Annotated in this window: 9 protein-coding genes and 1 pseudogene; 7 read left to right on the plus strand and 3 right to left on the minus strand. The window is 70.3% G+C overall.

Going from position 1 to position 12747, the window contains the following annotated elements; translation table 11 throughout:
• Positions 1-81 precede the first annotated feature (81 nt).
• Positions 82-1002 carry a LysR family transcriptional regulator gene (locus DES41_RS32610; protein WP_114471793.1) on the minus strand — a complete coding sequence of 307 codons (921 nt, stop codon included), beginning with the start codon at positions 1000-1002 and terminating at the stop codon, positions 82-84.
• Positions 1003-1138: 136 nt separating this feature from the next.
• Here DES41_RS32610 and DES41_RS32615 point away from each other — a divergent pair, with 136 nt between their 5' ends.
• Genes DES41_RS32615 through DES41_RS32630 form a run of 4 tightly spaced genes read left to right on the plus strand, consistent with a single transcriptional unit; the run spans position 1139 to position 6587 of the window.
• Positions 1139-2041: a protoglobin domain-containing protein gene (locus tag DES41_RS32615; protein WP_211333131.1), complete on the plus strand. Its 903-nt coding sequence runs from the start codon at positions 1139-1141 to the stop codon at positions 2039-2041.
• Positions 2042-2051: 10 nt separating this feature from the next.
• Positions 2052-2417: an STAS domain-containing protein gene (locus tag DES41_RS32620; protein WP_114471795.1), complete on the plus strand. Its 366-nt coding sequence runs from the start codon at positions 2052-2054 to the stop codon at positions 2415-2417.
• A 1-nt stretch (position 2418) separates the two neighbouring features.
• Positions 2419-3495, plus strand: coding sequence for an ATP-binding protein (locus tag DES41_RS32625; RefSeq protein ID WP_114471796.1), 1077 nt, complete (start codon positions 2419-2421; stop codon positions 3493-3495).
• Positions 3483-6587: a hybrid sensor histidine kinase/response regulator gene (locus DES41_RS32630; protein WP_114471797.1), complete on the plus strand. Its 3105-nt coding sequence runs from the start codon at positions 3483-3485 to the stop codon at positions 6585-6587. Before DES41_RS32625 ends, DES41_RS32630 begins: the two co-directional genes overlap by 13 nt.
• 6 nt (positions 6588-6593) lie before the next feature.
• Here the strand turns inward: DES41_RS32630 and DES41_RS32635 are convergent, their stop codons facing one another.
• Both DES41_RS32635 and DES41_RS32640 read right to left on the minus strand, forming a co-directional pair.
• A complete protein-coding gene (locus DES41_RS32635) occupies positions 6594-7574 on the minus strand; it encodes a Bug family tripartite tricarboxylate transporter substrate binding protein (protein WP_114471798.1) in 981 nt (326 codons plus the stop codon).
• A 66-nt stretch (positions 7575-7640) separates the two neighbouring features.
• On the minus strand, positions 7641-10601 hold the full coding sequence (locus tag DES41_RS32640; RefSeq protein ID WP_114471799.1) for a DNA topoisomerase III: 2961 nt from the start codon (positions 10599-10601) through the stop codon (positions 7641-7643).
• Positions 10602-10799: 198 nt separating this feature from the next.
• On the opposite strand from DES41_RS32640, the pseudogene DES41_RS32645 reads away from it, so the two are divergent.
• The 3 genes and pseudogenes from DES41_RS32645 to DES41_RS32655 form a co-directional block, all read left to right on the plus strand.
• A pseudogene (locus tag DES41_RS32645) lies at positions 10800-11270 on the plus strand (SET domain-containing protein); the annotation flags it as partial.
• Positions 11271-11284: 14 nt separating this feature from the next.
• Positions 11285-12046 carry a biotin--[acetyl-CoA-carboxylase] ligase gene (locus tag DES41_RS32650; protein ID WP_114471801.1) on the plus strand — a complete coding sequence of 254 codons (762 nt, stop codon included), beginning with the start codon at positions 11285-11287 and terminating at the stop codon, positions 12044-12046.
• Between the two features lie 2 nt (positions 12047-12048).
• Complete coding sequence (locus DES41_RS32655) at positions 12049-12747, plus strand: SPOR domain-containing protein (protein ID WP_342769698.1); 699 nt, start codon at positions 12049-12051, stop codon at positions 12745-12747.

Raw genomic sequence — 12747 nt, forward strand, 5'->3', positions numbered from 1 at the left:
CCTTGCCAGCACGACGGGTGAAGACGATGCGCCCGCGCGCCACGCGCAGCACCTGCTGGGCCGGCACGGTGGCCGGTCCTGTCACAAACCCCAGAAGCCCGGCCGCGCGTACTGCGCCTTCAAAAAGTCCAGCCACAGCCGCACCCGCAGCGGCAGATGCTTGCGCTGCGGGAACACGGCGTAGATGCCATTGGGCGGCGCGGCGAACTCGTCGAGCACCGGCACCAGCAGGCCAGCGGCGATCTCGGCCTCCACCTCCCAGGTGCTGCGCCAGGCGATGCCGTAGCCGGCCAGGCACCAGTCGTGCAGCACCTGGCCGTCCGAGCAATCAAGCGGCCCGCCGGGCTTGAGGTGCACGACCTCGTGCGCGCCGCTGGCGCCCGGCATCGCGAAGGCCCAGCCGCGTGTCTGCGAGGCGTCGCTGGACAGCGTCAGGCAGGCGAAGCGTGGCAGGTCCGAGGGGTGGCGCGGCGTGCCGTGACGGCGCAGGAACTCCTTGGTGGCCACGCAGCGGCGCCGGTTGTCGGCCAGCCGCAGGCTGACCAGCGAGGAGTCGGGCAGGTCGCCCACGCGCACGGCGCAGTCGAAGCTCTCGCCGGTCAGGTCGACCAGGCGGTCGCTCAGGTTCAGCGAGATCGTCACCTCGGGGTGCAGTTCGTGGAAGCGCGGCACCAGCGGCGCCACATGCCGGCGGCCGAAGCCGGCCGGCGCCGTCACGCGCAGGTGGCCGCTGGCCTTGACACCGCCGGCCCCCACGCTGGCCTCGGCATTGGCCAGTTCGACCAGCAGGCGCTGGCAGTCTTCCAGGAAGGCCGTGCCCTCGTAGGTCAGCGTGATGCGCCGCGTGGTGCGCATCAACAGGCGCACGCCCAGCCGCTCTTCCAGCGCATCGAGGCGGCGGCCCATGACGGCCGGCGCCACACCTTCGGCCCTGGCCGCGGCCGTGAGGCTGCCGCGCGTGGCCACGGACACGAACGACTCCAGCTGTTTCAGTCTGTCCATCGCGCGATTATCGAAGGCGCCCCGCGCGTCCAAATCCGTGCGCCAGACGCATCATTTGCACTGCAAAACGCACATATTTCCTCCAGTAATTATGTGTTAATCTGCAACAACGATCGATTTCCTGCGGAGGTTGCCGGTGCAGACAGACATTCGCGACATGACGGTGGACGGGCTGCTGCAGATGCACGATCTGGCGCCGGAAGACCTCGCTGCGGTGCGCAAGCTGGGCGCCCACATCGTGCCCCGGCTCAACGAATACGGCGAGATGTTCTACCGCTGGATCGCCGACCTGCCCGAGTACCAGATCGTCTTCACCAGCCCGGAGATCACCGCCCACGCACGCGCCGAGCAACTGCAGTACTGGCGCCGCACCTTCGCCGCCGAGGTGGACGACCGCTACGTGGCCGAGCGCCGCCACGTGGGCGCCACGCATGCGCGCATCGGCCTGTCGCTGCCGAGCTATTTCGCGGCCATGAACTACTCGTTCGTGCTGCTCACCAAGACGCTGTACGAGGGCCAGCTCAGCAACGAGGACTACCTGGTGGCGCTGCAGGCGTTCACCAAGCTGATGCACTTCGACATCACGATCGTGGCGGACACCTACTCGCGCCTGATCAACGAGCGCATCGCCAAGCAGAGCCAGGCGCTGCTGGAAATGTCCACGCCGGTCACGCAGATCTGGGAAGACATCCTGATGCTGCCGGTGGTGGGCATCATCGATTCGCGCCGCGCGCAGGACCTGATGCTGACCGTGCTCAAGCGCATCAGCCAGACCCGCGCCAAGGTCTTCATCATGGACATCTCGGGCGTGGCGGTGGTCGATTCGGGCGTGGCCAACCACCTGATCAAGATCACCAAGTCCACCGGCCTCATGGGCTGCACCTCGCTGGTCTCGGGGATCTCGCCCGAGATCGCCCAGACCATGGTGAACCTGGGCTTCGACGTGAGCGAGATCTCCACCTCGGCCACGCTGCACGATGCGCTGGAGCGCGCGTTCCGCGTCATCGGCCGCACCGTCACCGAGCTTTCGCGCAACTGAGCGCCAGGCCATGGATCCGGTCGAGGAGACGCGCGTCCCGGTCTCGATGATCGGCAAGGTCGTGTTCGCCTCGCTGCAGATCGACCCGCACCCGCAACTGCTGGACTGGCTGCGCGAAGACCTGGCGCGCCGCGTGGTGCAGAGCCGGGCAACGCGCGTGCTGCTGGACCTGTCGGGCCTGGTCACGCTGGACGAGCACGAGTACGCGCACATCGTGACCACCGCCAGCATGCTCAAGCTGCTGGGCGCCGGCACCGTGCTGGTGGGCATGCGCCCCGGCACCGTGGCCGCGCTGGCCGCGCTGGACGCCGACCTCTCCGCCGTGCCCGGCGCCTGCGACGTGGCCCAGGGCCTGGCCCTGCCGACCGGGGACTGAGATGCATGCGGACGAGGGCGTACAGCGCCAGCGCATCCACATCGACAGGGAGGCCGACGTCTACAACGCCGCCATGCTGGTCTATGCACTGGTACAGCAGGCCGGCGCGCGGACATTGCTGGCCACCGAGGCGGCCACGGTGGTCTCCGAACTGGGCATGAACATCGTCAAGTACGCGGGTCGCGGCAGCATGACGGTGAGCCTGCAGACCAGCCCGCGCGCCTATGTGGAGGTGCTGGCCGAAGACCGCGGCCCCGGCATCGCCGACCTGGCGCTGGCGCTGACCGAAAGCTACAGCAGCCGCGGCACGCTGGGGCTGGGCCTGCCCGGCGTGCGGCGCATGTCCGACCAGTTCGACATCCGTTCCGAAGCCGCCGCCGGCACCCGCGTGCGCGCACGGCGCTGGCTGCAGGACGCCCCGCCGTCCACGGCCGAGCGCACCGGTCCCGCCCTGCCCGACAGCCCGGCGGCCATACGGCAGCCCGGCACGCCCGCGGGTTGGCAGTACGGGCAGGCCCGGCGGCCCTGCTATGGCGAGATCGTCAGCGGTGACGGCTGCGTGCTGCAGGCCGTGCCGCACGGCACCGTGTTCGGCATCCTGGACGTGCTGGGCCATGGCGCAGAGGCGCACCGGCTGGCGCGCCACTGCGAGCGCTGGCTGGCCGCCAACGCCCATGCCGACGTGGTCGGCCTCGCCGAGGGCCTGCACGCCGAGGTGCGCGGCAGCATCGGCCTGGCGCTGACGCTGGTCTTCGTGGACGCGCAAAGCCGCCAGGCCGTGGTCACCGGCGTCGGCAACACGCGGCTGTTCTGCCTGCGCGTGCCCGGGCTGTGCATCGATGCGCAACCGGGCATCGTCGGCGGCAACAACATGCCGCGCCTGCGCCCCACGCGCGTGCAGATCACGCCGCAGGACACGCTGCTGTTGACCACGGACGGCATCAACGAGCGGCTCACCGTGGAACAGCTGCTGCCGCTGCGCCACCACGGCGTGCAGCACGTCGCGCAGCAGGTGCTGCGCGAGCACGGCAAGGACCACGACGATGCCACCTGCATGGTGCTGCGATGCCCACCATGAAGCCTGACGGCCAGGCCGCCAGCCCCAATGCGGGCCCATTGGGCAGCCTGCAGCTCGGACCCGCAGAGGTGAACGCCGTGCGCGCCAAGCTGCGCCAGGTGCTGCAGGCCCTGCGCGTGCCCGCCATCACGGTGGACCTGCTGCTGCCGGGGCTGTCCAGCCTGCTGCGCCGCCTGGCCGCGCTGCACGTGGAGCAGGTCGACATCGGCCTGGCGGCGGACACGCTGTGGCTGCAAACCCGGCTGATGGACGAAGCGCCGCACACGGGTGGCCTGCTGGGCACCGTGCGCACGCCTGCGGGGTGGCGCTTCGAGGCGCACCTGCCCGGCATGGGCCAGCCCGACTGGAGCGCGCTGCGCGCGATCGTGGCCCGGCGCAGCCGCAACCAGCTGATCGACGACCTGCAGGCCCACCGCGCCAGCCTGGAACGCGAGATCGAACGCCGCACGCGCGCGCTGTCGGTCAGCGAGCTGCGCTCGCGAACCGTGATCGACGGCGCACCGCTGGCCGTGGTGCTGATCGACCACGAGGGCGTGGTGAAGGAATGGAACGCCGTGGCCGAGCAGACCTTCGGCCACAGCGCGGCCCGCGCCGTGGGCCAACGCCTGCAGGCCCTGGTGCAGCTGGAAGGCGAGCCCACGCTGCCCGACATCCTCGCGCGGGGGCTGGACGCAGACGCCCGGCGCCTGACGGCCGGGCGCTTCTGGGACCTCACGGCGCTGCGCGAGGACGGCAGCCGCATCCCGGTGGAGGCCGGCATGACGGTGTTCCCGATCGACGAGGTCTGGCACGGCACGCTGTTCGCGCGCGACAGCAGCGAGCGCAAGCAGGCCGAGGCCGCCATGCAGACGGCCAAGCAGGCGGCCGAGAGTGCGGCGCAGATGAAGTCGGATTTCCTGGCCAACATGAGCCACGAGATCCGCACGCCCATGAACGCCATCCTGGGCATGTCGCACCTGGTGCTCAAGGCCGACCTGGCGCCGCGCCAGCGCGAGTACGTGAGCAAGATCCAGCAGTCCGGCCAGCACCTGCTGGCCATCATCAACGACATCCTGGACTTCTCCAAGGTCGACGCCGACAAGATGGTCGTCGAGTCGGTCGACTTCGAACTCGACCACCTGCTGGACAACGTGGCCACGCTGGTGGCCGACAAGGCCGCCGCCAAGGGACTGGAGCTGGTGTTCGACGTGGGCCGCGACGTGCCGACCTCGCTGGTCGGCGATCCGCTGCGGCTGGGGCAGGTGCTGGTCAACTACGCCAGCAACGCGATCAAGTTCACCGAGACGGGCGGCATCGACGTGGTGGTGCGCGTGCGCCAGCGCCTGGCCGGCCAGGTGCTGCTGCACTTCGCCGTGCGCGACACCGGCATCGGCCTGGCGCAGGAACAGCAACAACGCCTGTTCCAGTCGTTCCAGCAGGCGGACACCTCGACCACGCGCAAGTACGGCGGCACCGGCCTGGGCCTGGCGATCTGCAAGAAGCTGGCCGTGCTGATGGGCGGCGAGGTCGGCGTGACCAGCACGCCCGGCCAGGGCAGCACCTTCTGGTTCACGGCGCGGCTGGGCCTGGCCCACAGCAAGCCGCGCGCGTTGGCGCTGTCGGCCAAGCTGCGCGGCCTGCGCGTGCTGGTGGTCGACGACAACGACAGCGCCCGCACCGTGCTGCGCACGCTGCTGGAGGCCATGATGTTCGAGGTCGACGACGCGGCCAGTGGCGCCGCAGCCCTGGCCATGCTGCGCCAGGGCGTGGACGGCGGCCGGCCCTACGAGCTGGTCTACCTGGACTGGCAGATGCCCGAGATGGACGGCTTCGAGACGGCGCAGCGCATCCGTGCGCTGCAGCTGCCGGGCACGCTGCACCAGGTCATGGTCACGGCCTACGGCCGCGAGGAACTGCTGGCCCGCGCCGCCTCCTGCGGCATCGCCGACGTGCTCATGAAGCCGGTCAACGCCTCGGGCCTGTTGGACTGCACCCTGCGCGTGCTGGCCGACGGCAGCGAGCCGCTGCCGGCCGGCGCCAAGACGCCGGCGGCGCATCCTGCCACGCAGGAGCTCGACAGCCTGCGCGGCGCCCATGTGCTGCTGGTGGAGGACAACGACCTGAACCAGGAGGTGGCGCTGGGCCTGCTCGAGGACATGGGCATGCGCGTCGATGTGGCCGACAACGGCGCCATCGCGCTCGAGATGGTGCAACGCCAGCGCTACGACCTGGTGCTCATGGACATGCAGATGCCGGTGATGGACGGCATCACGGCCACGCTGGCGGTCCGCGCGCTGGCGAACTTCACACCGCCGCCCATCGTGGCCATGACGGCCAACGCCATGCAGGTCGACCGCGACCGCTGCGCGGCCGCCGGCATGGTGGATTTCGTGAGCAAGCCCATCGAGCCCAGCGACCTGGAGCGCGCACTGCTGCGCTGGATCGCGCCGGACGCCGCGCGCGCCGCCCGGGCCGCCGCAGCGCCGCGCGCAGAACCGGCGCCCGCGCCCGTGCCGGCCGCGCCGCTGCAGATCGAAGGCCTGAACACGGCGGCCGGCCTGCGCCGCACGCTGGGCAAGAGCGATCTGTACCTGAGCCTGCTGCGCAAGTTCGAGCAAGGGCAGCAGGAGGTGCCGGCACAGATCCGCAGCGCGCTGGACGCCGGCGACATGGCGCTGGCGCAGCGGCTCGCGCACACGCTCAAGGGCGTGGCGGGCAACATCGGCGCCGAGGCGCTGCAGGCGGCGGCCGCCGAGCTCGAACACGCCATCCGCGCCCAGCACCCGCGCACCGAGCTGGCCGCCCTGGTGGCAGCCGTGGAGGCACCGCTGCGGGCCTTGCTGCAGGCGCTGGCGCCGGTCCTGCGCCCCGCCGTGGCGCCAGGCAGGGCGGCGGCCCAGGCCCCCGCCGACGTGCAGCAGTTCAAGCGCATCGGCAGCGAACTGCGCGCGCTGCTGGCCAGCGACGATGCCGCCGCGCTGGACCTGCTGGAGCAGCACCGCGGCCTGCTGCAGCAGGTGCTGGGTGCCGACTTCGACACCCTGGCCCAGGCCGCGGCCGACTTCGATTTCGGCCAGGCGCTGGAGCTGCTGGACGGCGCGCTGGCCGCCTGAACCGGATCAGTCGGCCGTCGCGCCCGAGGCCTTCACGGCCGCGCCCCACTTGGTGATCTCGCTGGCGATGAAGCGGTCGAACTCCGGGCCCGTCGTCGGCGCCGCCTCGGAGCCGCGGTCGCGCATGAACTTGACCATGGACTCGCTGCGCAGGATGTCGACGACCTCCTCGTTGAGCCGCGCCACCGTCTCGGCCGGCGTGCCGTGGGGCGCCATCAGGCCGAGCCAGCCCACGGCCTCGAAGTCCTTGAGCCCCGCAACGCCGGTCTCGCGCACGGCCGGCACGTCGGGCAACTGGCTGGAGCGCGTGGCCGAGGTCACGGCCAGCGGCACGGCGCGGCCGGCCTGGATGTTGGCCAGCGCGGCCGTCACCGAATCGACCATCAGCGGCACCTGGTTGCCCAGGAAGTCGGCCTGGGCCGGGCCGCTGCCGCGGTACGGGATGTGGGTGATGAACACGCCGGCCTGGGCCTTGAGCATCTCGCCCGACAGATGCTGCGAGCCGCCGATGCCGGCGCTGGCGTAGTTGAGCCGGCCTGGCGCGGCCTTGGCCTGCTGCACCATCTGCGCCAGGGTCTTGATGCCGGATGCCGGCGTGGCCAGGAAGACCAGCGGCACCTTGGCGATCAGCGAGATGCCGACCAGGTCCTTGGCCGGGTCGTAGCCGAGCTTCTTGTAGAGCGTCTGGTTCACCGCCATGGCACTGCCGGCGATCAGCAGCGTGTAGCCGTCGGGCGCGGCGCGCGCCACCATCTCGGTGCCGATGTTGCTGCCTGCGCCGGCCTTGTTGTCGACCACGATGGGCTGGCCCAGGCGCTTGCCCAGCTGCTCGGCCAGCGCACGCGCGAAGATGTCCGAGGCCTGGCCCGGGGGGAAGGGCACGACCAGGCGGATGGGCTTCTCGGGCCAGGCCGCATGGGCCAGCGGCGCGAGCACGGACAGGGCCAGGCCGGCCAGGAGGCTGCGGCGAAGGAAGGGGATGCGCATGGGGTGGGTGTCTCCGAATGAAAAAAGCGCAGGAGCGTTGCCGCTCCTGCGCTTGTGGGGCAAGGCTCAGGCGGCCAGGTGCTTGCCGAGGATGCCGGCCAGCTCGAACATGGTGGCGCTGGGCTTGCCGAACACCGCCTGCAGCGCCGCATCGGCCTTGATGCTGCGCTTGTCCTGCGGATCCTGCAGGCCCTTGGCCTTGATGTAGTCCCAGAGCTTCTTGGTGGCCTCGGTGCGCAGCACGGGCGTGTCGCCGATGACGGCAGCCAGCGCGGCGCTGGGCTTGAGGCCGGTGCCCGTCGCGGCCTTGCGCGGCGCTTTGGCGGCGGTCTTGGCCGCGGCGGTCTTGGTGGCCGGGGCTTTCTTCGCCGCAGCCGCCTTCTTGGCCGGCGCTGCCTTCTTCGCGGCAAACGCCGCGCCCTTGCGGGGCGGGAACTTGGAGTCGCGCGGCTCGAACTCGAAGGTCACCTTGCCTTCGTCCTTGTTCCAGGCCAGGAAGGCCTTGAAGCTGCGCCGCGTGCGCATGCTGACGAACTTGTCGAGCAGGTCGGTCTTGCCCTCGGCCAGCAGCTTCTTCACCTGGGCTTCGTCCACCGGCTGCTGCAGGATGATCTTGCCGGTCTTGAAATCGCAGGTGGGTTGGGGCTGCTCGGCCGTGGGTACCGAGTGGGCGCAGATGTAGTTGCTGCCGAACTCGAAGACGCCCGCGCCGCACTTGGGGCAGGGCCCCAGGCTGGTCTGGCCGCTGAAGTCGACGATCTCGCCGGTCTCGGCCGGGTCCTTGGCGTCGTCGCCGAAGTCGAACTCCAGCTTCCAGTTCTTGTCGTCCTCGCTGAAGGCCAGGCGGATCTCGGCCACGAAGGGCCAGCCGGCCTTGGAACGGAAGCCCTCCAGCGGGCCGACCTGCTTGGTGGCCACCAGCTGCTCCGCCTCGGCGATCTCGAACGTGCGGCCCGCGGGCGACTTGGTGAACGAGAAGCCGCAGGCGCCGTCGCCGCTGCCCTTGGGGCCGGTGCAGGCGTAGCGGCGGTAGTTCTCCTTCACCACCCCGCCGCAGTTCGGGCAGGGCGCGGAGAGCGTGGCGTAGTCGCCCGGCACGGTGTCGCGGTCGTACTCCTTGGCCTTCTTGACGATGTGCTCGGTCATCTGCGCGATCTCGCGCATGAAGGCGTCGCGGCTCAGCGCGCCCTTCTCCATCTGGGCCAGCTTGTACTCCCACTCGCCCGTGAGTTCGGCCTTGGAGAGTTCCTCCACGCCCAGGCCGCGCAACAGCGTCATGAGCTGGAAAGCCTTGGCTGTGGGGATCAGCTCGCGGCCTTCGCGCAGCATGTACTTCTCGTTCAGCAGGCCTTCGATGATGGCCGCGCGCGTGGCTGGCGTGCCCAGGCCCTTCTCCTGCATGGCCTCGCGCAGTTCCTCGTCGTCGATGAGCTTGCCCGCACCTTCCATGGCGCCCAGCAGCGTGGCTTCGCTGTAGCGGGCCGGCGGGCGCGTGCGCAGGCCCTTGGCGTCGGCCGAGGCCACGTGCACGGTTTCGCCGCTCTGCACGGGCACCAGGCGCTTGCCGCCTTCCTTCTCGTCGTCCTCGCCTTCGGCTTCCTTGCCATAGATGGCCATCCAGCCCGGCTTGACCAGCACCTTGCCGTCGGAGCGGAAGGCGTACTTCCTGCCCTGCGTCTCGACCGTGCTGATGCGCGTGGTGACCTGGAATTCCGCGCTCGGGAAGAACACCGAGAGGAAGCGCCGGACGACGAAGTCGTAGAGCTTCTGCTCGGCGTCCGACAGGCCGCTGGGCGCTTGCAGCGTGGGGATGATGGCGAAGTGATCCGACACCTTGGCGTTGTCGAACACGCGCTTGGTCGGCTTGACGTAGCCGCCGTCGATGGCCTGCTTGGCGAACGGGGCCAGGTGCTTCATGCCGCTGTTGGCCAGCATCTTCATGGTGTCCTTGACCACGGGCAGGTAGTCCTCGGGCAGCGCGCGCGAGTCGGTCCGCGGGTAGGTCAGGGCCTTGTGGCGCTCGTACAGGCTCTGCGCCAGAGACAGCGTGGTCTTGGCCGAGAAGCCGAAGCGGCTGTTGGCCTCGCGCTGCAGCGAGGTCAGGTCGAACAGCAGGCCGCTGGCCTGGGTGGTGGGCTTGCTCTCTTCCGTCACCGTGGCCGGCTGGCCGCGCGCCGCATCGGCGATGGCCTGGGCGTCGCGGGCGTTCCAGACGCGGTCGGCCCGCTGCTCGGGATCGGGCTCGCCGTTGGGCAACAGGGGCGCCGCGGCTTTCTTGAACGCCGGGTCGAAGTACTTGCCCGCGTACTGGCCGGCCTGGGCATCGAACAGGCCGTGGACCTCCCAGTAGTCGCGGCTCACGAACTTGCGGATCTGCTCCTCGCGCTCGACCACCACCGACAGCGTGGGCGTCTGCACGCGGCCCACGGTGGTCAGGAAGAAGCCGCCGTCGCGCGAATTGAAGGCCGTCATGGCCCGCGTGCCGTTGATGCCGACCAGCCAGTCGGCCTCGGAGCGCGAACGCGCGGCATCGGCCAGGCCCTGCATCTGCGCTTCGCTGCGCAGGCGCTCGAAGCCGTCGCGGATGGCCTGCGGCGTCATCGACTGCAGCCACAGCCGCTTGACCGGTTTGCCCAGGGGCTTGGCGCCACCGGCGTACTGCTCGATCAGGCGGAAGATCAGCTCGCCCTCGCGCCCCGCGTCACAGGCGTTCACGAGTGCGGTGACATCCTTGCGCTTGGCCTGCTTGACCACCGCGTTCAGGCGCGACTTGGTCTTGTCCACCGGCTTCAGGTCGAAGTGCGGCGGGATCACGGGCAGATGCGCGAAGCTCCACTTGCCGCGCTTGACGTCGTACTGCTCGGGCGCCTGGATCTCGACCAGGTGTCCGACGGCGCTGGTCACGACGAAGCTCTCGCTTTCGAAGTGGTCTTCGTGCTTGTCGAACTTGCCGGCCACCGGCGTGAGTGCGCGCACGATGTCCTGCGCCACCGACGGCTTTTCGGCGATCACCAAGGTCTTGCTCATATAGAAACTCTGCGATGTCCTTCGAGGGCGCCGGCCCGCGGAGATGCCAGCCGGGGCGCCTTCCAAAATTTGTGCCGAATGTAATTCAGCGGGCCACGGCCCCGGCGCTCCACGGCGCCAGGGCTGCAAATGCGGCTCCTACAATCCGGCCTCGCGCACATGCGCGCATGCCTTTTTTTAAATTAACAGAGTTTCGCCGTGGCTTCAAAAACCCAGCGCCCCGCTACGCCCTCGCGCCGCATCCAGGCCCGTCGCTCGGGCGTCCATGGCAGGGGCGTCTATGCCATGCAGGACATCGCCGAAGGCGAGACCATCATCGAGTACGTGGGCGAGATCATCAGCTGGCAGGAGGCGCAGGACCGCCACCCGCACGACCCGAGCGACCCGAACCACACCTTCTATTTCCATGTCGACGAGGACCACGTCATCGACGCCACCTACGGCGGCAACTCCTCGCGCTGGATCAACCACGCCTGCGAGCCCAACTGCATCGCCGACGAAGTGGACGGCCGCATCTTCATCAAGGCGCTGCGCGACATCCACGCCGGCGAGGAACTGAACTACGACTACGGGCTCATCATCGACGAGCCCTACACCAAGAAGCTCAAGGCCGAGTACCCCTGCTGGTGCGGCGCGAAGAGCTGCCGCGGCACGCTGCTGTCGCCCAAGCCGCGCCGCCGCACATGAACATGCTGCGCTGGCCTGCCGAAGACATCTGGGAAGCCGTGGCGCCGGTGCTGCCGGGCTTCACGGTCGAGGTGCTGCCCGAGATCGACTCGTCCAGCAGCGAACTGATGCGCCGCATCCGCGCCGGCCGGCCCGAGCCGACGCTGCTCGTGGCCGAGCGCCAGACCGCCGGCCGTGGCCGCATGGGGCGGCCCTGGCAGGGCGAGGTGGGCGGTTCGCTGGCCATGTCGCTGGCGCTGCCGCTGGCGCCCCGGGACTGGTCGGGCCTGTCGCTGGCCGTGGGCGTGGCCGTGGTCGGCGCACTGCATCCGGCGCTGCAGCTCAAGTGGCCCAACGATGTCTGGTTCGAGGACCGCAAGCTGGCCGGCATCCTGATCGAGACCGTGGCCGCCGGCAGCGAGCGCCATGCCATCGTCGGCATCGGCATCAACATCGCGGCGCGCCCCGCTGAGGGCTTGTCGACACCGCCCGCGGCGCTGGCCGAACTGCAGCCCGGCTGGGACGCCGGCCAGGCCTTGCGCGCCATCGCGCTGCCGCTGGTGCAGGCCATCCAGCGGTTCGAGGCCGAGGGCTTCGCGCCGTTCCGCGCCGCCTTCGAGGCACGCGACCTGCTCAAGGGCCGGCCGCTGCGCCTGTCCGACGGCACCGAGGGCATGGGTGACGGCGTGGACCCCGATGGCGCACTGCGCGTGCAAACCGCCACCGGGCTGCAGCGCATCAGCAGCTCCGAAGTCAGCGTGCGACCGGTGAAAAGCTGAGCATGCTGCTGCGGACGACGGCACTGGCCCTGCTGTTCGCCAACTGCGCCTACTTCGCGTGGTCGCAGGGCCTGCTGGCGCCGCTGGGCCTGGCACCGGAGTCGGCGCGCGAGCCGCAACGCCTGGCGCAGCAGATCCGGCCCGAGGCGCTGCGCGTGACACCGGTGGCACCGGAACCGGCGCCGTCCGCGCCCGTGGCACCCGTGCCCCCCGCGGCACCGGCTTCGCAGGCCGAAGCGTCCACCCCTGCCATCCCTGCCGCCACCTGCCTGCAGGCCGGCCCCCTGGACAACACCCAGGCCGAGGGCTTGCGCCGCGCGTTGGCTGCCGGTGGCGTGCCAACAGCGGCCTGGGCGCTGGAACCGATTGCGCCGCCCGACCGCTGGATCGTCTACATGGGCCGCTACACCGACGCCGATGCACTGGAGAAGAAGCGCGCCGAGTTGCGCGCCCTGCGCGTGGACACGGCACCGATCACGCAGGCCGCGCTCGCACCCGGGCTCTCGCTGGGCGTGTTCTCGACACAGGAATCGGCCAGCGAGCACCTGGCCCAGCTGACCCGGCGTGGCGTGCGCACCGCCCGGGTGGTGCCCGAGCACCGCGAGCCGAGTTCGGTGCGGCTGCGCCTGCCGGCGGCCGACGCGGCGCTGCGCGAACAGGTGCAGGGGCTGCTGGCCGGCCGCCCGCTGGCGCCCTGCTGA

This window comes from Pseudorhodoferax soli (genome assembly GCF_003337555.1).
In the GTDB taxonomy this organism is placed as follows: Bacteria; Pseudomonadota; Gammaproteobacteria; order Burkholderiales; family Burkholderiaceae_C; genus Pseudorhodoferax; species Pseudorhodoferax soli.